General features: G+C 35.4%; 19 protein-coding genes. 16 read left to right on the forward strand and 3 right to left on the reverse strand.

Features of this window, described 5'->3' with window-relative positions:
- Positions 1-90: 90 nt before the first annotated feature.
- The 11 genes from NEH75_RS04590 to NEH75_RS04640 all read left to right on the forward strand — a co-directional run bounded on the left by NEH75_RS04590 (position 91) and on the right by NEH75_RS04640 (position 12697).
- Positions 91-1266 carry a hypothetical protein gene (locus NEH75_RS04590; RefSeq protein ID WP_262948593.1) on the forward strand — a complete coding sequence of 392 codons (1176 nt, stop codon included), beginning with the start codon at positions 91-93 and terminating at the stop codon, positions 1264-1266.
- 3 nt (positions 1267-1269) lie between these two features.
- On the forward strand, positions 1270-3129 hold the full coding sequence (pglZ, locus tag NEH75_RS04595; protein WP_262948594.1) for a BREX-3 system phosphatase PglZ: 1860 nt from the start codon (positions 1270-1272) through the stop codon (positions 3127-3129).
- Entirely contained in the window at positions 3126-3842 is a 717-nt protein-coding gene (locus NEH75_RS04600) for a hypothetical protein (RefSeq protein ID WP_262948595.1), read from the forward strand. Before pglZ ends, NEH75_RS04600 begins: the two co-directional genes overlap by 4 nt.
- 624 nt (positions 3843-4466) lie before the next feature.
- Positions 4467-6089 (forward strand): peptide ABC transporter substrate-binding protein, encoded by a 1623-nt coding sequence (locus tag NEH75_RS04605; protein ID WP_262948596.1) that lies wholly within the window; start codon positions 4467-4469, stop codon positions 6087-6089.
- A gap of 52 nt (positions 6090-6141) precedes the next feature.
- Entirely contained in the window at positions 6142-7092 is a 951-nt protein-coding gene (locus NEH75_RS04610) for an ABC transporter permease (RefSeq protein ID WP_262948597.1), read from the forward strand.
- Positions 7082-8092, forward strand: coding sequence for an oligopeptide ABC transporter permease (gene opp3C / locus NEH75_RS04615; protein ID WP_262948598.1), 1011 nt, complete (start codon positions 7082-7084; stop codon positions 8090-8092). Before NEH75_RS04610 ends, opp3C begins: the two co-directional genes overlap by 11 nt.
- Positions 8093-8098: 6 nt before the next feature.
- Positions 8099-9175, forward strand: a complete 1077-nt coding sequence (locus NEH75_RS04620) for an ABC transporter ATP-binding protein (RefSeq protein WP_411158680.1) — start codon at positions 8099-8101, stop codon at positions 9173-9175.
- Positions 9175-10089, forward strand: coding sequence for an ABC transporter ATP-binding protein (locus NEH75_RS04625; RefSeq protein WP_055305535.1), 915 nt, complete (start codon positions 9175-9177; stop codon positions 10087-10089). The genes NEH75_RS04620 and NEH75_RS04625 overlap by 1 nt, the downstream gene beginning before the upstream one ends.
- Positions 10090-10205: 116 nt before the next feature.
- Positions 10206-10451, forward strand: a complete 246-nt coding sequence (locus tag NEH75_RS04630; RefSeq protein ID WP_055243510.1) for a hypothetical protein — start codon at positions 10206-10208, stop codon at positions 10449-10451.
- Between the two features lie 294 nt (positions 10452-10745).
- Entirely contained in the window at positions 10746-11513 is a 768-nt protein-coding gene (locus tag NEH75_RS04635; protein WP_055243509.1) for a TatD family hydrolase, read from the forward strand.
- Between the two features lie 23 nt (positions 11514-11536).
- A complete protein-coding gene (locus NEH75_RS04640) occupies positions 11537-12697 on the forward strand; it encodes a S1C family serine protease (protein ID WP_238581291.1) in 1161 nt (386 codons plus the stop codon).
- 702 nt (positions 12698-13399) lie between these two features.
- On the opposite strand, the gene NEH75_RS04645 is transcribed toward NEH75_RS04640, so the two are convergent.
- Entirely contained in the window at positions 13400-15412 is a 2013-nt protein-coding gene (locus NEH75_RS04645) for a transglycosylase domain-containing protein (RefSeq protein ID WP_055305536.1), read from the reverse strand.
- Between the two features lie 142 nt (positions 15413-15554).
- Here NEH75_RS04645 and NEH75_RS04650 point away from each other — a divergent pair, with 142 nt between their 5' ends.
- The gene (locus NEH75_RS04650) at positions 15555-16319 is read left to right on the forward strand and encodes a prepilin peptidase (protein ID WP_070099795.1); all 765 of its coding nucleotides are present in this window, start codon (positions 15555-15557) and stop codon (positions 16317-16319) included.
- Between the two features lie 45 nt (positions 16320-16364).
- Here the strand turns inward: NEH75_RS04650 and NEH75_RS04655 are convergent, their stop codons facing one another.
- Positions 16365-16757: an NUDIX hydrolase gene (locus NEH75_RS04655; protein WP_055305537.1), complete on the reverse strand. Its 393-nt coding sequence runs from the start codon at positions 16755-16757 to the stop codon at positions 16365-16367.
- Between the two features lie 143 nt (positions 16758-16900).
- Between NEH75_RS04655 and ychF the strand changes: the two genes are divergently transcribed.
- The 4 genes from ychF to rpsR all read left to right on the forward strand — a co-directional run bounded on the left by ychF (position 16901) and on the right by rpsR (position 19478).
- Positions 16901-18001 carry a redox-regulated ATPase YchF gene (gene ychF, locus NEH75_RS04660; protein ID WP_055243506.1) on the forward strand — a complete coding sequence of 367 codons (1101 nt, stop codon included), beginning with the start codon at positions 16901-16903 and terminating at the stop codon, positions 17999-18001.
- 304 nt (positions 18002-18305) lie between these two features.
- Positions 18306-18593 carry a 30S ribosomal protein S6 gene (gene rpsF / locus NEH75_RS04665; protein ID WP_055243505.1) on the forward strand — a complete coding sequence of 96 codons (288 nt, stop codon included), beginning with the start codon at positions 18306-18308 and terminating at the stop codon, positions 18591-18593.
- A 31-nt stretch (positions 18594-18624) separates the two neighbouring features.
- Positions 18625-19191 carry a single-stranded DNA-binding protein gene (locus NEH75_RS04670; protein WP_055243504.1) on the forward strand — a complete coding sequence of 189 codons (567 nt, stop codon included), beginning with the start codon at positions 18625-18627 and terminating at the stop codon, positions 19189-19191.
- 53 nt (positions 19192-19244) lie between these two features.
- Positions 19245-19478 carry a 30S ribosomal protein S18 gene (rpsR, locus tag NEH75_RS04675; RefSeq protein WP_006784586.1) on the forward strand — a complete coding sequence of 78 codons (234 nt, stop codon included), beginning with the start codon at positions 19245-19247 and terminating at the stop codon, positions 19476-19478.
- Positions 19479-20185: 707 nt separating this feature from the next.
- Here rpsR and NEH75_RS04680 read toward each other — a convergent pair.
- Positions 20186-20353: a hypothetical protein gene (locus tag NEH75_RS04680; protein ID WP_172676274.1), complete on the reverse strand. Its 168-nt coding sequence runs from the start codon at positions 20351-20353 to the stop codon at positions 20186-20188.
- Positions 20354-20901: the final 548 nt, after the last annotated feature.

Raw genomic sequence — 20901 nt, forward strand, 5'->3', positions numbered from 1 at the left:
CTTGGTGGCTGAATAGTTACGTATTCAGAATTGAATTTTATATGGGAAGCGTGGTTAGGTATTTTTACTAATAATACCTCAGAAGCTATAATGAACAAAACACAAGAAAAAGGTATTGAAGAATATAATACTTTAATGTTTGAAAGTTTTAAAACTTATTATAAAATTTTAAAGCCTGATAAATGGATGACTGTAGTATTTAGTAATTCAAAAGCGAGTATTTGGAACGTGATACAAGAAGCGATACAAAAAGCAGGTTTTATTATTGCAGAAGTATCAGCCCTAGATAAAAAACAAGGAAGTTTTAAAGCGGTCACAACTACGACGGCTGTCAAACAAGATTTAGTAATCTCAGCTTATAAACCTAAAGTAGAAAATATAGCGAAAATGGTCGAATTACAAAATTCTGAAGAATCGGCCTGGATTTTTGTAAATCAACATTTAGAACAACTCCCAGTATTTAGGGGTGTAAAAGGTGAAGCACAAATAATTTCAGAACGTACACCTCGTATACTTTTTGATAGAATGGTTGCTTATCATGTACAGAATGGTTTAAATGTACCAATCTCATCTTCAGAATTTCAAACTGGTATAGTCAATCGTTTTCCAATTCGAGATGGAATGGCATTCTTGGAATCTCAAGTAGCAGAATATGATCAAAAACGCACACTTGTTAAAGAATTTACCCAAATGAGTTTATTTGTTTCTGATGAGAACAGTGCTATTGAATGGATACGTCAACAATTGATGAAAAAACCTCAAACAAGACAGGATTTACATCCTCATTATATGAAAGAAATACAACATATTGCTAAGCATGAGTTGTTACCCGAGCTAGATGATTTATTGCAGCAAAACTTCCTCCGTTATGAAGGAGATGGGCAGGTCCCAAATCAAATCTTATCTTATTTGCGTGCAAATTATCAGAATCTTCGTGGACTCGAAGAAAATGACCCTATATTAATCCAAAAAGCGATGAATCGTTGGTATGTTCCGAATCCAAATAAACAAGCAGATTTAGAAAAGTTACGTGAAAAATCACTTCTTCGTGAGTTTGAAGGTTATATTACTGAACTCGAAAGCTCGAAGAAAAAATTGAAACAGTTTAGAACAGAGGCGATTCGAGTTGGATTTAAAAAAGCTTATTCAGAAAAGAATTTTGAGAAAATCGTAAAAATTGGTGATAGATTACCAGCAAGTGTTATCCAAGAGGATGATAAGTTGTTAATGTATTATGATAATGCTTGTATCCGATTAGGGTTGTAAAGTATGAGTAATTGGCGAAATGAAGTATTAAAACCATTCAAGATTCAAGACAATAGATTATTTTTGGTCCATGATCCGGATTATCTATTTGGTGATATTCAGATTTTGAATGAGTTAAAAACAGCTGATTTTGATGTATTGCACTATGATGATAGTATTACTTTTCGATATCTTTATGAGCGAAATTATCGAGATAAACCTTTAAACTTAGTAGTAATATCAAATAATTTAGTTGAATTTCCATATGAGTTTAAAAAGCAAGCCATTACGTTAACTATAGACCTATCCCAATTATTTCCCAAATTTTCTACCACCCTTCTTAAAAGTCTTGGAGAATTGGATTTGGATGCTTTATTCGTACTTCATGGGCGATATCATGGTGATTCTTCCCGCCAAGAAACATTAAGTTTTTTAGTAGAGCAGTATTATAAGATACCAGTAGGATTAATGAGTAGTAAGGCAGAAATTTTTAAAGCATTAATTTCTGTCTATTACAGACGAGATTCACTACCAATACCCATACGGAATTTTTTAATTGATATGGTGCAGGTCAAAGGCTTACCTTTAAAAACTTTGTTGGAGTCATCTGCATCATTTTATAACTACTTAAATGGCCAATGGTCTGAATTTGTTAGTACGTATGATGGTGAAATTGTTGAAGAAAGTATTGATTCAGAAGACTATCCTTTTATAAATAAAGACGTTTGGGCATTAGTCAATGATTTATTTTTAGATGGAACTCTAAAAAAAGCAAAAAAGCCTAATTCCTTGAGTATTCCCAGTTGGATGAATGCGGGCATTGAATATGGGGGAGAAACCTCTATAGTTGAGATTAATACTTTAAAAAATAAGATAGCTGAGTTATTTATAAAAGCTAAAGGATACAAAGATTGGATTGAATTAATTCAATTAGCATCGGAAATTCAGGACAATGAAATTTTAAAAAATATTAATGAAAAATTTCAATACTGGATGCTGGAAAATTACGGGATGATTGTAAGTTTACCACCTTATCCAAAACCCAAAATGGTACATCATATTCCCGATTTTTTAAAGTCAAGACATAAAGAAAAAACGGCTTTACTTGTACTTGACGGTATGAGCTTCTATAATTGGAAGCAGATTCGTACTGGCTTAAAAGAGATGGGGTTTTATTTGGAAGAGAATGGGGTTTTTGCTTGGGTTCCTTCTTTGACCTCTGTGTCAAGGCAAGCCATTTTTTCCGGGAAGATTCCATTGAAGTTTGGTGATACTATTATGACAACAGTATCTGAAGAAAAACAATGGAAAAACTTTTGGTCAGAGAATGGTATTGCTAAACAATATGTTTCGTACCAAAAAGGATTAGGCACTAATAATTACAATCGTGAAGATATTATTGGCTTGAAAAAAAGTTCAATTAAAATTTATGGAGCAGTCATTGATACCATTGATCAATTATTGCATGGAAATATTCTCGGCCAAGAAAGCTTGGAGTTAAGTTTAAATATTTGGTTGAAACGTGGATTCTTGATCAATTTAATTAATGACTTGATGCAAGCTGGTTTTGAGGTATATCTAACTTCTGATCATGGAAATACGACTGCGACTGGTATTGGCCGTTTTTCAGAAGGCGTATTGACTGATGTTCAAGGTGAAAGAGTTCGTATTTATGAAAATAACATTCTATTTGAACATTCAAAGGTTAAGGATAAAGGAATTGTCTGGAACGGAGTTGGACTACCTGAATCATTTTATGTAATCTTTTCAAAAGATGGTGAAGCATTTACTACCCCAGGAGTTGAGATTTTAACCCATGGTGGAATTAACATTGAAGAAGTTATTGTACCTTTTATTAAGGTGATTGGAGGCGGTCCTAATTGACGAAACCAGTAGGGTTTGACCAGAAAATCTTGTTGACGCAGCTAGATTTTACTGCAAAAAATGTAAGAACTCATAATCGAAAAGAAATGTATGAATTACTAGATGGGTTTATTAGAAATGATGTGACAGGTGTCAAAGCACGTAAAAATGTCATAACGATTTTATTAAAAAGTTGGTATCTAGTTGAAGATGAACATGTTCCACTTCGCGATTTTATTTTAGATGAGTTTGATAATCTAACTCAAGAGGAACGTTTGCTTGCTCACTTCGGAATGCTTCTATTAGCATATCCCTTTTTCAAAGATGTAATTTTAGAATTTGGAAGAGCGTTTAAACTTCAAGATACGGTTTCAACAACTACTATAAAAAAGAGAATAAAAGAAGATTATGGGGATCGAAGACGAGTAGATGTAGCTGTTTCAGCGGTATTAACCACCTTAAAAGTTTGGGGACTAATAATTAGTGTGAAACAAAATGAATTAAAGTTAGCAGATAAAATTGCGATTAACAATCCACATATGCAGAGATTTATCATTGAAGTGTTACTAAAAGTACTTAATCACGAAGCGTTACCTATTGAGGTACTTCAAAATCATATAATCTTTTTCCCGTTTCAATATGATTTTGATTTATTTGAACTACGTCAGAAAAAAGAGTTGAATTTTCATCAACAAGGTATAGATAACTTAATTGTTGAAGTTAAAGCAATCTGATTATAATATGTTATTTCTAATAAAATTAGTCCAGTTCCTCTAAAGGGCACTGGACTAATTTTTTAAGGAAGGGGAGAATAAAGGAAGTATTATTCGCAGTTCCCAATGAAATGTTCTCATTGAGATGAATAGGATACATTTTTTGTCTAGCTTATAGGTACAAGTTTAAATCTTAATCTTTTTATTTTGGTTAAATTTTCTGCAACAGTTACGGAGGGATCCCCTACTTTATGTGACTTTTTCATAGAAAAGGGTCATAGCTATCCTCTTTCACTAATATGGTAATTCCTTGTCTTTCGAAAAAAATGAAATTAATAAAGTAATCTTAAAGTGAAATAAAAAAATAGTTATCTCAGATTAGTAAACTACTAACATAAGATAACTATTTTTTATTGTAAATATTGCGGACGTGAATATTATGGTGGAGATGGGGTGTCACCATAACACAAATTGTTTAACCTTCTTTGTTTATTTCTTAATATTCTTTACAATTCTTATTTTTATATCCGCTTTCATGGTATGTGATCTATAATTTATACATAAGATTTATTAAACTTCAAAGAAGTGAGTTGTGATGTGTTTTGTCATAATCATGAAGTTATTTTGATTAAAGGGGGGATTATCATGAAGAGATATGCAAAATTCTTGATGATTTTTGTGTTTTCTGTCGTGACCTTGACGGCTTGTTCCGGTGATTCTGAATCAAGCGGGAAAGTCCTTAAAGTAGCAAAAGATGTGGAATTGGCATCTATGGATCAGCATATTGCAACAGACGGTTTATCGTTTGAGGTCATTGCTGCTACCATCGAGGGGTTATACACATTAGACGCAGATGGAAATGCGATTCCAGCTATTGCAAAAAGTTATGATGTATCTGAAGATGGATTAGTTTATACATTCCATTTACGTGAAGATGCAAAATGGAGTAATGGAGAACCTGTAACGGCTAATGATTTTGTTTATGCCTGGCGACGCTTAGTTGATCCGAATACGGCGAGTGAATATGCATTTATTATGGATGTAGCGGGAGTTGTTAATGCTGCTTCTGTTAATGCAGGGGAAGCTTCACTTGAAGAGTTAGGGGTTAATGCTGTGGATGACTATACGTTAGAGGTAACATTAGCATTACCAGTTCCATTTTTCTTACAGTTAATGACTTTCCCTTCATTTTTTCCAATGAATGAAGCATTCGTTACGGAAAAAGGAGCAGATTACGCACAAACTCCTGAAGGGTTACTTGCGAATGGACCATTCAAAATGACAGAGTGGACACAAGGGCATAGCTTCAAAGTTGAGAAAAATGATTCATATTACGATAAAGATAATGTGAATATTGATGGAATCGAGTACAAAATTATGAAAGATGCTCAAACAGCAGCACTTGAGTTTGAATCAGGAAACTTAGATGTTGTTCGTTTAACGGGAGAAATCGTTGATTTATATAAAGAAAATGAGGCGTTTACGTTAATCCATGAAGGATATTTATGGTATATTGCGCCTAATGAAGAAGTAGAAGAATTACAAAATGTGAATTTACGCCAAGCATTAGGACGTGCTGTGAATAAAGAGCAATTAACAGAAACCGTATTAAATGATGGTTCAACAGTGGCTAATTTTATTGTGCCAGTTACTTTAGCAACAGGACCTGACGGAAAAGATTTCCGTGAAACATCAGCAAATGATTATATGACGTATGATGTAGAAGTGGCACAAGAGTATTGGGAAAAAGCAAAAGCAGAATTAGGAATTGAAACATTAACATTAGAATTATTATTTGAAGATACAGATTCAATGAAAAAATGTGCTGAATTTATTCAATCTGAACTTCAAACAAATTTACCGGGATTAACGATTGAATTAAAATCACAACCTAAGAAAAATCGTTTAGAGTTAATGCGTGCTGGTGATTATCAATTAGGAATTACACGTTGGGGACCAGACTATGCTGATCCAACAACTTATCTAGATATGTTTATTACAGGTAGCTCAAATAACTATCCAAATTATTCAAATGAAGAGTATGATGCATTAATGAATCGTATTGGTAAAGGAGATTTAGTTTACGATATTGAAGCTCGTTGGGAAGCGATGAAAGAAGCTGAAGAATTATTAATCGCTCGAGATGCTGCTGCTTTACCAATGTATCAACAAGGAAATACGTACTTAATTGATCAACAAGTTAAAGGAATTGAAACTCACTCAGTTGGTGTTCCATTTATTTATAAAAATGTAACAATCGAAGAGTAGGCTATTACAGGGGGATAACCCCTGTAATATTTTTATATTTGGAGGTGGGGGTATGTGGAAATATGTCATGAAGCGGGTTATGATTTCAGTCGTTACGATTTTTTTGATTTTATTTTTCCTATTTTTAATGCTTGAATTAATGCCAGGAACACCATTTAATGATGAAAAATTAACAGAGGCACAACGTGCTTTATTAGATGCGAAGTATGGATTAGATGCATCACCGCTTACACGATTTTTTAATTATTTAAAATTAGCGATTTTTGAGGGTGATTTTGGGGTATCATATGCCATCCAAAAGGATATGCCGGTTAGTACATTAATTAGTGGACGAGTGTGGATAACGATTCGTATTGGGTTACAAGCCGTTTTACTGGGAACAATTATTGGACTATTACTAGGATTAGTAGCAGCTCTTCGTCGTAATACGTGGTTAGATACGGGGGCAACTGTGATTTCCGTGATTGGAGTAAGTGTCCCTTCATATGTGTTTGCATTAGGATTATGCTTTTTCCTTGGGTATAAATTTAAATGGTTTCCAATTACATATAGTTTAGATAAACCAATTTTATCCACAATCTTACCGACCATTGCCCTTTCGATGTTCGTCATTGCGAACGTGGCGCGTTTTTTACGATCAGAAATGATTGAGGTGTTACAGTCTGATTTTATGTTACTGGTGAAAGCCAAAGGGGTTAGAAAGAAAAATTTAATTTTAAAACATGCGATGCGAAATGCACTGATTCCAGTTATTACAGTTGTTGCACCGTTAATGGTTAGTTTAATGACGGGAAGTTTAGTGGTAGAGAAAATCTTCGCGATTCCTGGTATGGGTAGTTTACTGGTTACAGCGATTCAAGTTAATGATTATAATGTGATTATTGCGCTTTCCTTTATTTATAGTGTTTTATTTATCGGGGTTATGTTACTTGTGGATATTTTATATGGAGTGATTGATCCTCGAATTCGTTTAGCGAAAGAGGGTGGAAATCATGAGTCTTAATCAGGATTTTTTACAAAATGATTTTGAACGTGTATTTCAAGATGAAAGTTTAAAAACTGATGTTATCTATCAAGGTCAATCATTTTGGAAAGATGTTTGGCATCGATTCATTCAAAATAAAGGGGCTTTATTTGGATTTATTATGATAGCTTTCTTATTATTAATGGCCATTTTTGCTCCAATGCTAAGTTCTCATGGCTATGATTCAGTTATGATGGATCACGTTAATTTACCACCTCGTATTCCGGGGCTTGAAAAGTTAGGAATTTTTAATGGAACTCATAATGGAGTCAATATTTATGAACAACGTGGACTAGATGATGTATATTACTTTTTTGGAACAGATACGCTTGGTCGTGATATTTGGACGCGTGTTTGGGTGGGAACTCGAGTTTCATTATATATTGCGGCGTTAGCCGTAGTCATTGATATGGTGTTTGGGATGACATACGGGATGATTTCTGGTTATCTTGGCGGGCGTGTGGATATTTATATGCAACGTTTTATTGAAATACTAAGTGGAATTCCGAATTTAGTTATCGTGACGCTACTGGTTATTGTGATGAAACCGGGGATTATGTCAATTACGATTGCCTTGTTAATTACGGGATGGATTGGGATGAGTCGTGTGGTTAGATCACAAGTCTTGAAGTTAAAGGAACTTGATTACATTTTAGCCTCTCGAACACTCGGAGTTAAAACACCAGGGATTATTAAGCAGGATATTTTACCTAATATTTTCGGACAAGTGATTATTATGTCGATGTTCTCGATTCCAAATGCGATTTTTTATGAATCATTTTTAGCGTTTATCGGGCTTGGCTTACAGCCACCGATGGCATCACTTGGGGTATTAATTAGTGATGGATTTAAGTCGTTACTTGCTTATCCACATATGCTACTATTCCCAGTTGTGGTTTTAGCAATTTTGATGTTAAGTTTTAATTTGTTAGCAGATGGACTTCGTGATGCGTTTGATCCGAAGATGAAAGAGATGTAGGAGGTGATGTTTATGGGAAGACGAAAAGTTTTATCAGTTCGTGACTTAGAAATTTCATTTGCGACGTCATCAGGTAGTGTCAGTGCGATTCGTGGCGTTCGACTTGATTTATATGAGGGAGAGACACTTGCAATCGTTGGGGAAAGTGGTTCCGGTAAGTCTGTGACGACGAAAGCTATTTTAGGGATTTTAAGTGAGAATGGGAAGATTGAAAAAGGCAGTATTCAGTTTACTTATGAACGTGATGGAGAAGAAGTGACGCGTGATTTAACGAAGTTAAGTGACCAAGAGATGCAACGTCATATTCGTGGAAAACGGATTGCGATGGTATTTCAAGACCCAATGACGTCACTTGATCCAACAATGACGATTGGGCGTCAAATTATTGAAGGGATGCAGGAGCATTATCATACGTCATTTCATGAAGCGAAGGAAAAGGCGATTGAATTGTTAGAGCTTGTTGAAATTACCGATCCTGAGAAACGATTTAAACAATATCCACACCAACTTTCAGGGGGGATGCGTCAACGTGTCGTGATTGCGATTGCGTTAGCGTGTGAACCCGAAGTTTTAATCTGTGATGAACCAACGACGGCACTTGATGTGACGATTCAAGCAAAAATTTTACGTTTATTAAAAGAGATTCAACAAAAAACAAATGTAGCAATTATCTTTATTACGCATGACTTAGGTGTCGTTGCTAATATTGCGGATTATGTAGCCGTGATGTATGCAGGTAAAATTATCGAAAAAGGATCGGTAGAAGAGATTTTCTATGATCCAAGACATCCTTATACGTGGGGACTTTTATCTTCGATTCCGGATTTAGAATCCGATGATGAGTATTTATACACCATTCCGGGAACGCCACCGAATTTATTGTATCAAGTCGAAGGGGATGCTTTTGCACCCCGTAATGAGTTTGCTTTAAATATTGATTATCGCTTAGACCCACCCATGTATAATGTTGGGGGAAAACATCGGGTATCCACTTGGTTGGCTGATGCGAGAGCGCCAAAGGTGGAAATGCCAGAAGCCTTGAAACGTCGAATTGAGAAGATGAAGAAAGGAGGTTGTTTCTAATGGAGCCATTATTAAAGGTTGAGAATTTAACACAACATTTTAAAATAAATAAAAATTACACCGTAAAAGCTGTCAATGGTTTAGATTTTGAGATTTATCCTGGGGAAACGTTTGGGTTAGTTGGGGAAAGTGGGTCTGGAAAATCCACAACAGGACGTTCGATTATTCGTTTATATGAACCAACAGATGGAACTATTTTATTTGATGGTGTGGATATCTCAGGAAAATTAAATAAAGAAACAGAGCGTCACTTACGAACAAATATGCAAATGATTTTTCAAGATCCGATGGCATCACTCAATCCGCGTAAAAAAGTATTAGATTTAATTGCACAAGGATTAGATGTCCACAAGCTGTATCAATCTAAAGAAGAACGTGATGAAATGGTGTTTAAAATGTTAGAACGCGTTGGGTTATCTCGTGACCATGCGTACCGTTATCCGCACCAATTTTCTGGAGGACAACGTCAACGGATTGGAATTGCCCGTGCGTTAATTATGAATCCCAAACTAATCATCGCGGATGAAGCCATTAGTGCACTTGATGTTTCGATTCAAGCACAAGTTGTGAATTTAATGAAACGAATTCAAAAGGAAACAGGGATTGCCTATTTATTTATTGCGCATGATTTATCGATGGTTAAATATATCTCCAATCGTATTGGAGTCATGCATTTAGGGTACTTAGTTGAAGTGGGAACACGTGATGAAATTTTCAATAACCCAGTCCATCCGTATACAAAATCTTTATTATCAGCGATTCCAAATCCTGATCCGATTTATGAAAAATCTCGAGAAATTTTAATCTATGATTCATCGGATGTGGATTATTCAAAAGGGGTGCGCCATCAACTCAGTGAGACCCACTCAGTTTTAGCGACACCTGAAGAATTAGCATGTTGGATTGAAGATTAAATATGTTAATCTTGAGATAAGAAAGGTAACATATTTGAAACAGAGAAAAGATATTATCCTTGTGGATAATGTCTTTTTTTCATTCATATAATGGAAATAAGAAGAGGGGGATTTTAGTGTCACCGTTGAAAGCGAGAGTAGTTGGTTATGTGTTCCTTATTATTGCTATTGTGTTATTTTTATTGAGATTGTCAGTGCAGAAATATATTCAAGTTTGTTCATGGATAGGCATGGCGGTCTTTTTTACCGCGATGGTTATTTTATTTATTTTTTGGCGCTGCCCGAGTTGTCGAAAATTTTTACCTTTACAAGGGTCGTTAGGGGTTAAGGTTTGTCCGTATTGTGGAAAACAATTAAAATGAAAACCTCAATCCGAGCTTTTTTATTTTAGTTGTTCAGGTTATTTGATTTAAGGTTAATTTAAGTAAGAGGTGTTTAACTAGTAGATAGGAGGACATGTCTATTTTTGGAGATTTAAATACTTTTCTTGTTAATTTATCCTGATTTTAGGATGATTTTGTTATAATGAAAATAACACTTATTTTTCCACAAGATTTCTAAATCAATATCATAAAATGTCCGATATTTTGATGTATGATAAAATTGGAAATGGCGGAAAATATAATGAGTGATTACTTTTAAAGATAGGTGATAACGTGCTTTTTGATACTCATGTACATTTAAATGATAAGAAATATGCCCAAGACTTACTAGAAGTCATGGAACGCGCGAAGAATGAGGGCGTGACACGCATGCTTGTTGTTGGATATGATCAGCGCTCTAATCGACGCGCCATTGAATTAGCGGAACAATATGACTTCATTTACGCCGCTGTTGGATGGCATCCAGTGGATTCTATCTATTTAACGGAAGAATTGTTTGCGGAATTAGTTGAACAGGTCAAACATCCGAAAGTCGTGGCTGTTGGTGAATGCGGACTTGATTATCATTGGGATACGTCACCGGTTGATTTACAAAAAGAAGTGTTCATTCGACAAATTAAATTAGCTCAAGAAGTGAATAAGCCATTGGTTATTCATACGCGTGAATCTATTGCAGATACGTTAGAAATTTTAAAAGCTCATGATGCTCACACGGTAGGTGGGGTGATGCACTGTTATAGTGGAAGTGTAGAAATGGCACGTCAATTTATTGACTTAAATTTCAAGATTTCACTTGGGGGGCCTGTCACATTTACGAATGGTCGTCGTCCACAGGCAGTTGCAACTGAAATTCCATTAGAACATTTATTAGTGGAAACCGATGCTCCATATTTAACACCGCATCCGCATCGTGGAACACGTAATGAGCCGTTTTATGTCTCATTAGTGGCAAAGAAAATTGCAGAACTAAAGGATTTACCATATGAAAGGGTCTGTGAACAGACGACAGCAAATGCTTGTACCTTATTTAAGATGACATAAAATTTTGAAAGGTTGATGATGAAATGAAAAACTTTAATATGGGTAAAGTGATTTATACATTACTAGTTGTATTAGTCACAGCTTGGAGTGTCTTCTTTATTGCTAATTATTATCATGATAAGAGTGATAATCAAAATGTAAACTCTGGATTTACTCAAACTACTGATTCACAGGGGAATACTCAAATTGTGCAAAATGTCGTTGAGCGTGAAGTCGTAACACAAGAAGAGGCACGAATCGATGCAATTAATAAAGTATCACCAGCGATTGTTGGGGTTGTTAACTTTGCTCGTAATACGACTCAAGGTGAAGGATCAGGAATTATTTATAAAACAGATGGTAATGATGCTTATATCGTAACTAATCAACATGTTATTGACAGTGGTGATTATTTTGAAGTTGTTTTCTCAAATGGAGAACGTGCTGAGGCCACTTTAGTTGGTAGCGATATTTATACAGATTTAGCTGTTTTAAAAGTAAGTGGTGTTGAGGTTGAGGCAGTAGCTGAATTCGGAAACACTGAAGATTTAAAAGTTGGACAAACTGTTATTGCTATCGGGAACCCGTTAGGATTAGATTTCGCTGGATCTGCCACATCAGGAATTGTTTCAGGGCAAGATCGTGTCATTGCCGTTGATTTAAATGGGGATAACCGTGACGATTGGGAAATGACAGTTTTACAAACTGATACAGCGATTAACCCAGGGAATAGTGGTGGAGCTTTAATTAACTTAGATGGAAAAGTCGTTGGAATTAACTCAATGAAAATTGCGACAAGCTCAGTTGAAGGAATGTCATTCTCAATTCCAACCTATGTAGCAATTCCGATTATTACAGATTTAGAAACATACGGTGAAGTTCGTCGTCCACAATTAGGGGTTTATATTCAAGAAATGAGTATGATTCCAGATCGTTTAAAAGAAATGTTAAAGATTCCAACTGACCAAAAAACAGGTGTGTTTATCTATGAAGTCTTTGAAGGTGGACTTGCTGAAAAAATGGGGCTTAAAGCTGGAGATATTATCACAGCTATTAATGGCGAAGAAGTTGAAGATACAATGGCATTTAGAAAGAAATTATATTTAATGCGCGAGGGAGATAAGCTTGAATTAACAGTTATTCAAGATGGTCAAACCAAAACACTATCAGAAACTATTCAACCCGCAGACGGAAATAGCCTTTAATGAATAAGGAATGTATTGAATAACATTTAAAAGCCAGAGGACAACTCCTCTGGCTTTTCTGATTTCAGTTGGTATTTAAACTATAGTTAGGATTCATTTAATATGAAGTATCATTCATAGATTGTTAGTGAATGACATTAAAATGATAAAAATCAAAAGTTATTATACGGAATTGTCAACGTAGAGGGATTATTGTTGGTATTAATCACAGTAATTAGAATTCCAATTTATTGTAATTATTAAAACGAGCATTAGAAGAAGGTATTATCAAACAATTAGAAAAGCTTCACCCTAATGCCAAGCTAATCGAAGATGAAACTAACTACACGATTAAAAGAAAACTGAAATCACGAATGGTGAACCCATTAATCTTAGAACGTAACGGAGAAGTTATTTCACTTAAGTGAGGTTTCAAAATCAGATAAAGGGGGAATCGAAGACGCATTAAAGCAATTAGAAAAAGGTGTTTATTTAAGAGGGAACTACTAATAAAAGTAGTTCAGAAGAATAAAAAATCTTCAAAATATATAAGTCCAGATAAATTTTTTACATTGTAAAAAATTTTATCTGGACTATAGGATGTCGTCGTATTGAATTCTTTTAATAACTAAGCTTGATTCTAAAATGTGAAAGATATCTAGAAGGTTAGAGGCATCCTTGTTCAAGGTGCTTCTTTTTGTCTATCTTGAAGATTTATATCTATTAGTCATTACTCAATTCTTCATGATCCACAAGGGCACTTTCATGGTGGTGTCCGATACAAGCGGTGCTTGGAACATTAGTTGTTTCATAATAGAGTGTGACCTTTTTCTGACAGTTCTCTGAAGCTAAATAACCGGTCGTTGGATCAACTTTAACCGCAACGACATCTTTAGGAGTTTCAAACCACTGTGACCCTGATTCTTTGAGTGAGTTTTCCATGACTTGTGACCATATATTTTTAGCATAACGATTGACCTCAACACCATCTAGTGTCCGGCCTTGATCGTAACCGGTCCAAACCGTTGTTACAATTTCTGGGGTATAACCAATCATCCATGAATCAGTGTTAGTTGATCCACTTTTTCCAGCGTATTGATGGGTTAAATTTGGAATAATGGAGAGTCCTGTGACTGAAAGGTGATTATTTTGTTGCATATTAAACATTCCTGTCATCATTTCATTCATCACATAGGTCTTGGTTGGATCTAAGATTTGCTCACCTTCCGTTGGTTTATCGGAATAAACTAAAAATCCACGATCATCTGTAATTTGTGTAATAAATTTTCGTTCAACAGACTTCCCATTATTAGCAAAAACACTGTAAGCCTCTGCCATTTCCATAATGTTGACCGGCTCGACTCCAAGTGCAGCCGATGGAAGTTCAGGAATATCAGCTGTAATTCCAAAACGTTTCGTTGTTTCGGGAAGAACATTGAGCCCTAAAAAGGTATGAGTTTTAACCGCATAAATATTATCTGAAACGGCAAGTGCATTGGCCATCGGAATGTTAGAATACGCATAAGCATTGGAATAATTATTTGGGGTATAAGTATCTTTTCCATCATTATAAGGGAAGGTAGTCGGCTCATTCATAAAGGTGGTGGATGGATTGAATCCATATTCTAAAGCCTCATAGTAAAGGAAAGGTTTCATTAAGGAACCAATCTGACGTTCACTATAAAGGGCTCGATTATACTGAGAGGTCTCATAATCATTACCTCCACTCAGAGCTTTAACGTACCCGGTGGAAGGTTCGATGACAATAACGGCAGTTTGAACCTCTTGATCTGTCACATTCTCTTGAATGGCTTCGTTCACATAGGTTTGAATATCACGGTCTAATGTGGTGTAAATATTTAAGTTACGGTAAGAGCTTGTTTGACCAACTAAGAGTTTGTCCACTTCGGTTAACACCGCATCTACGTAGTATGGCGCATCGTAATCAATGTCTTCTGGGTATTCACCGATGACGACTGTTTCAGTATTCATGGCCTCATCATATTCTTCTTGATTAATATAATTTTCGGCCAGCATCGAATTTAAGACGATTTTTTGACGTTTGGCTGAATTTTCAGGATGACTAATTGGGGAGTAGTAGCTAGGTCCTTTTGGAATTCCAACTAAAACGGAGGCTTCAGCCAATGTGAGCTCACTGGCATGCTTTCCAAAGTAATAAAGTGAAGCATCTTCAATGCCATAATTCCCGTGGCCAAAGTTAATGGTGTTTAAATAACCTTCTAAAATCGTGTCTTTATCGTAACTTAACTCAAGCCGAAGCGTATAAAAAGCTTCCTTAATTTTACGAGACCATGTTTTTTCAAAGCTTAAATAAAGGTTACGAGCGTATTGTTGAGTAATCGTTGATGCACCTTGTGAACGGGTTCCTGACGTGATATTGGTTACCAAAGCTTTGGCTATTCGAAGCGGGTCGAATCCGAAATGGTCATAAAAGTTCCGATCCTCAGTTGCAATGAAACCATTAATCACATACGGAGAAATCTCATTTAGGCTAACCCAGTGTTGATCTTTCGGATACGTCTTCTCTAAAAAGACTTCACCATCCGCATCATAAAACGTAATCGCTGTATTTACATTAATGTCTGGAGCAGGCAAATACTTGAAATATTGATAAACTGTTAAACAAAGAATTGCGACCAGTTCAACACAAATAATCGTGGTCACACGCGTATATTTAGATCTAAAAAAAGTGGATAACATCTCACATAATCTCATAACTTCACCTCGAGATTTAGTTTATCCACAAATTTAAATAATATTTACAAAAAGAGGTAAAAAAATTAAATATAGGAATCAATTAAAAATGAAATTAATGTTAGATAGCGTATATGAAGATATACAGAGAGGAGAGTGTCAAATGTTAATAATATATATATTAATTTTTTTTCTCGGATCTACTTTAGGTTCTTTTTATCACGTGGTTGGATATCGGATGCCGATTGGAGAGAATTGGGTGAGTGATCGCTCCCGCTGCCCAGGGTGTTGTCATGAACTCACATTTTATGAATTAATGCCAGTGCTTTCTTATGTGTTACAAGGTGGGAAATGTCGTTCCTGTGGCATGAAGATTAAGCCGATTTATTTATTATCGGAGATTTTTGCTGGACTTTTATTTGTGTTTCCTGTTTGGTTCTATGGTTTTGAAGGATTCACTACGGGTGAAAGTTATGTGGCGTGGGCGTTTTTATCGATGCTCATCATCATCACCGTATCGGACATTTATTATCAGTTGATTTTAGACAAAGTGCTTCTATTTTTCAGTGCGGTGCTTCTTATCCTTTATATTATTTATCCACAGTATGATTTAGTATCAGGTTTAATAGGAGGGGGCGTTGGTTTTCTGACGTTATATGCTGTTGGTTTATTGGGACAATTTCTGTTTAGGAAAGAGGCGCTTGGTGGTGGAGATATTAAGTTATACGCTGTTATTGGATTTGTCTTAGGGATTTCTAGCACATTCCTATCATTATTTTTAGCAGCAGTTTTTGCTTTAATTTATATGTTAATGTTTATGGAAGATAAGACGAAGCCACTGGGCTTCGGACCTTTTATTGCGATTGCGTCTTATCTTTGTTTATTTTATGGTTCATCGTTGTTAAATTGGTATTTTAATTTATTTTAATTAAAGGCGCTATCTAAAAAAACTCCCGACATCGTTTGGGAGTTTTTAGATTTTTTCAAAATTTAAATGAGAGATGGACTGTGCTAATGATGGCGTTAATAATGGAATAGAATCTTCATTTAAGGGTAACCATTCATAGTAGTCGTGCTCGTTAGATAGCTTAATCTCACCTTCGAGAATTTCACATAAGTAAATGACGCCCATAATAAGGTAATCATCGTTTATAAAGTCCCATTGATGTAGTAATCGGATGGGTCTGACTAAGAGGGAGGTTTCTTCTAATATTTCTCGACGCAACGTTTCTTCGGCACTTTCATTTTGTTTCATTTTTCCTCCTGGAAGATCAAAGTATTCACAGCGCGAACTGACTTTATGGAGGGCTAAAAATTCATGATTCCGTACAATTAAGCCTTTGACTGAGAAATTAATTTGTGTCATGTGTCCACATCCTTTCACTTGATTTATAATCATTATATGAAGTTTAAGAGAAAAAGATGTCAGAATGTGAGTTCGTTTTGCTAAAGTGATAAAAATAGTGTAAAATAGTAACGATATTATACGATAAAAAGGACGTGAAGACATTGGCATTAACAGCTGGAATCGTTGGTTTACCAAACGTCGGGAAATCAACTTTATTCAATGCAATTACTCAAGCTGGAATTGAAGCAGCTAATTATCCATTCGCGACAATCGACCCAAACGTAGGTGTGGTTGAAGTTCCGGATGAGCGTTTAAATAAATTAACAGAATTAGTTAGTCCTAAAAAGACTGTTCCAACAACTTTTGAATTTACAGATATCGCTGGATTAGTGCGTGGGGCAAGTAATGGAGAAGGGTTAGGAAACAAATTCTTAGCTAACATTCGTGAAGTAGATGCGATCACTCAAGTGGTTCGTTGTTTCGAAGATGGAAACATCATTCACGTTGAAGGTTCAGTTGATCCAATTCGTGACGTTGAAGTTATTAACTTAGAGTTAATTTTAGCGGATATGGAGCAAGTCGATCGTCGTTTAGGACGTTTAGCAAAACAAGCAAAATCAGGAGATAAAGCTGCTAAAGCTGAGCAAGCTGTTTTAGAAAAAGTAAAAGCTGGATTCGATCAAGAATTACCTGCTCGTGCTTTAGAATTAGATGAAGATGATATCCAAGCCATTAAACATTTACAATTATTAACGTTAAAACCAATTTTATATGTGGCTAACGTTGGTGAAGATGACTTAATGGCTGGAGAAGATAATGAATACGTGAAAGCATTACAAGAGTATGCTGATCGTGAAGGTGCAAAAGTCATTAAAGTATGTGCACGTATCGAAGAAGAAATCTCTCAATTAGAAGATGAAGAAAAAGCGGCATTCTTAGAAGAATTAGGAATCAAAGAAAGTGGATTAGATCAATTAATTCGCGAAGCTTATGATTTATTAGGATTAGCAACTTACTTCACAGCTGGGGTGCAAGAGGTTCGCGCTTGGACATTCATTAAAGGAATGACAGCTCCTCAATGTGCAGGAATCATTCATAGTGATTTCGAACGTGGATTTATCCGCGCGGAAACTGTTTCTTACGATGATTTAGTAAAATACGGTTCAGAGCAAGCAGCTCGTGAAGCGGGACGTTATCGTTTAGAAGGAAAACAATACATCGTTCAAGATGGAGATGTTATGTTATTCCGTTTCAATGTATAAAAAAATTCATTTAAATTGAATAAATTTTGGTTAATTAAATCATACTATATATGATTCGTCATTAGGTAGCTACTAAAACTTGTCATGATACCTACAACTAGATTCTAGTGGTGAATCAAAAAATCGGCACGCTACTTGGCGTGCCGATTTAATTTTAAAAAGTGGATGTATTATTAAATTATAACATCTTTTTTTTAACTTGCTATAGTAGATATACCTGTGCTATAATATATGACTGTGAGTAATAAGACTATTACTCCTTGCCCGCATATGGGCCGTCTAGACCAAGAGGAGGTGCAATATAATGAGAAAATACGAAATTATGTACATCGTTCGTCCTAACTTAGAAGAAGAAGGACGCAAAGCAGTAATCGCTAACTTCCAAAACATGTTCACTAACATGGGTGCGGAAATCGTTGAAACTAAAGAGTGGGGTATGCGTGATTTAGCATACGCTATCGAAGATTTCACAAAAGGTTACTACGTAGTAATGACAGTTAACTCTTCAATCGAAGCTAAAAACGAATTCGATCGTTTAGCTGGAATCAGCGAAGATGTTATCCGTTACATCGCTATCAAAGAAGAAGAATAAGATTTTAATGTACTAAGTGAGGGTGGTATAAATGATTAATCGCGTTGTTTTAGTAGGGCGATTAACTCGTGATCCAGAACTAAAGTATACAACTAATGGGATCGCAAACTTGCGATTCAGTATTGCGGTTAATCGCACTTTCACTAGTCAAAATGGAGAACGCCAAGCAGATTTCATTAACTGTGTTGCATGGCGCGGCCAAGCTGAGAATATGGCGAAGTTTTTACGTAAAGGATCTCTTATTGGAGTGGAAGGACGTATTGAAACAGGTAGCTATCAGGCTCAGGATGGATCAATGCGTTATACAACAGATGTGGTGTGCGATAGCGTACAGTTCTTAGAACCACGCTCTGCATCTGCTGATCGAGGAAACTTTGGAGCTCAACCATCGCAAGACTTTGGTGGAGGCTTTGGAGGTGGATACGGTGGTACGCCATCATTCCAACAACAAGCGCCAGCATCAAATGGCTTTGGTGGAAATCCTTTCGGAGGAGCACCAAGTATGGATCAAGGCTTCGGAAATCCATCGCAATCATTTAATAATGAGCCAGATTTCAGCTCAACTATTAATATTTCTGATGATGATTTACCATTTTAATTTTTAAATAACATATAAAAAAATAATTTTAAAAGATGTTAGGAGGAACTATCATGGCTCAATTCCGTCGTGGAGGACGTCGTCGTCGTAAAGTTTGCTATTTCACTACAAACAAAATTACGAAAATCGACTACAAAGATGTAGATTTATTAAAACGTTTCGTATCTGATCGTGGAAAAATCTTACCTCGTCGTGTAACAGGAACAAGCGCTAAATACCAACGTGAATTAACAGTTGCTATTAAACGTGCTCGTCACATGGCATTATTACCATTCTCTGCTGAATAGTAATAACACATTGTTTACAGAGTGGCGCGGACTTTCGCGCCATTTTTTTATAAAACATAAGCTAACCTTTATTATTCGTCAGACGATGTAAAAGAAACATTCGTTTCTTCTGGCGAATCTCGCAACAGAGATATTTGCATCAGGGCCCAATTATTAAAAATATTCAAGTTTTAACGCCACCTTCAATAGAAGGTGGTTTTTTTGTCGCTCATCTAGCCATCTTTAATGGCTTTGATGAGCTATCTTTTTTATCTGAGGTGAGAGTCGAAGCGATATTTTAGGAATAAACTAAATTTAAAGATATGCGTAATAGTTCTTTTACTCCTTTGGCCCAAGAAGTTAATGTGGATACTGTAGGTGATGATAAAAGTGACACTATTTATAGTTTGGTAGTTAGGATTTAACTATTACTACTCTTATGATAATGATTCATATTGTAATTTATGATGAAAAAAGATGTTATATGCTTAGTAATTGAGAGAGCTCGAAAATATTCCTTTTTGTTAGGAGCGAAAAGACAGTCAGCTGTAAATTAGGATGTACATACGATATAAATGTCTTGATTTTGACAGTCAGCTATTCATTGGGGTGTACATTTCAATGCTGAGATAGCTTGCTATAAAGCTTACGCTAGGTGTTTATGATTCTTTCTACAATTCTATAAGGTGGATAAAAAAAGAACAGGATGAGTGTCCTGTTCTTGTTAATTATTTTTCTTCTTCTTTTGCTTGCTCAGCATTAGCAATTACTTCACATGGTTCAACTTTCATTGTTGAGCGATCTAATAAGTAAGTATCTGTACAGCAACTCATGTCTTCTGTTAAGTGGGCATCACTTAATAAACGAAATGGGTTATAAGAATTGTTTTTTTCCATCTTCTTCACTCCTCATAAAACATTATAATGAAATAACTACACTTCTAATTATATACCTATACCTAAAAAAATTAAGTGTTTTTTATAAGGAAATTTAAAATTTGGGGAAATTATCATCGATGAGGCCTATCAAGGAAATAGATAGGGTAAGGAAGTTTTATTTTATGGGTAAAAAAAGCAGTAGAATGTAACTTCTTTAGTGACGACTTACGGTAGCGGAGTATTTATATGAGAGTATAGGATTTAAATATTTATCGACAGGTGAGGAAGAACAAGAAGTGAAGTTAATTTTAACGTTAAAATAGGAAAGAGGACCTGAAAGAGGTCCTCTTTTGTTATAAAAGTGGATCGTATAATTTAAATGAATCGTTATTTATCTCGGTATTGAGGATGAGATGATGATCACTAGTTGAGGTTAGAAGATAAATAGGAGAATTTTATCTTTTTAAATGGTATTGGAGGTTGAAGTTAAATGAAGAATTCAGAGATAAATAATTTAATAAATCTGAATATTTGAAGTTAGATTGTGATGAGATTGTACCGAATAC

Origin of the sequence: Turicibacter sp. T129 (assembly GCF_025594975.1) — a bacterium.
Lineage (GTDB): Bacteria > Bacillota_I > Bacilli_A > MOL361 > Turicibacteraceae > Turicibacter > Turicibacter bilis.

Bases quoted from the DNA above. Each gene is read 5' to 3' on its own strand.
- NEH75_RS04590 (WP_262948593.1), top strand. From the start codon at position 91: ATGAACAAAACACAAGAAAAAGGTATTGAAGAATATAATACTTTAATG.
- pglZ (WP_262948594.1), top strand. From the start codon at position 1,270: ATGAGTAATTGGCGAAATGAAGTATTAAAACCATTCAAGATTCAAGAC.
- NEH75_RS04605 (WP_262948596.1), top strand. From the start codon at position 4,467: ATGAAGAGATATGCAAAATTCTTGATGATTTTTGTGTTTTCTGTCGTG.
- NEH75_RS04610 (WP_262948597.1), top strand. From the start codon at position 6,142: ATGTGGAAATATGTCATGAAGCGGGTTATGATTTCAGTCGTTACGATT.
- opp3C (WP_262948598.1), top strand. From the start codon at position 7,082: ATGAGTCTTAATCAGGATTTTTTACAAAATGATTTTGAACGTGTATTT.
- NEH75_RS04620 (WP_411158680.1), top strand. From the start codon at position 8,099: ATGTTTATGGGAAGACGAAAAGTTTTATCAGTTCGTGACTTAGAAATT.
- NEH75_RS04625 (WP_055305535.1), top strand. From the start codon at position 9,175: ATGGAGCCATTATTAAAGGTTGAGAATTTAACACAACATTTTAAAATA.
- NEH75_RS04640 (WP_238581291.1), top strand. From the start codon at position 11,537: ATGAAAAACTTTAATATGGGTAAAGTGATTTATACATTACTAGTTGTA.
- NEH75_RS04645 (WP_055305536.1), bottom strand. From the start codon at position 15,412: ATGAGATTATGTGAGATGTTATCCACTTTTTTTAGATCTAAATATACG.
- NEH75_RS04650 (WP_070099795.1), top strand. From the start codon at position 15,555: ATGTTAATAATATATATATTAATTTTTTTTCTCGGATCTACTTTAGGT.
- NEH75_RS04655 (WP_055305537.1), bottom strand. From the start codon at position 16,757: ATGACACAAATTAATTTCTCAGTCAAAGGCTTAATTGTACGGAATCAT.
- rpsF (WP_055243505.1), top strand. From the start codon at position 18,306: ATGAGAAAATACGAAATTATGTACATCGTTCGTCCTAACTTAGAAGAA.
- NEH75_RS04670 (WP_055243504.1), top strand. From the start codon at position 18,625: ATGATTAATCGCGTTGTTTTAGTAGGGCGATTAACTCGTGATCCAGAA.
- rpsR (WP_006784586.1), top strand. From the start codon at position 19,245: ATGGCTCAATTCCGTCGTGGAGGACGTCGTCGTCGTAAAGTTTGCTAT.
- NEH75_RS04680 (WP_172676274.1), bottom strand. From the start codon at position 20,353: ATGGAAAAAAACAATTCTTATAACCCATTTCGTTTATTAAGTGATGCC.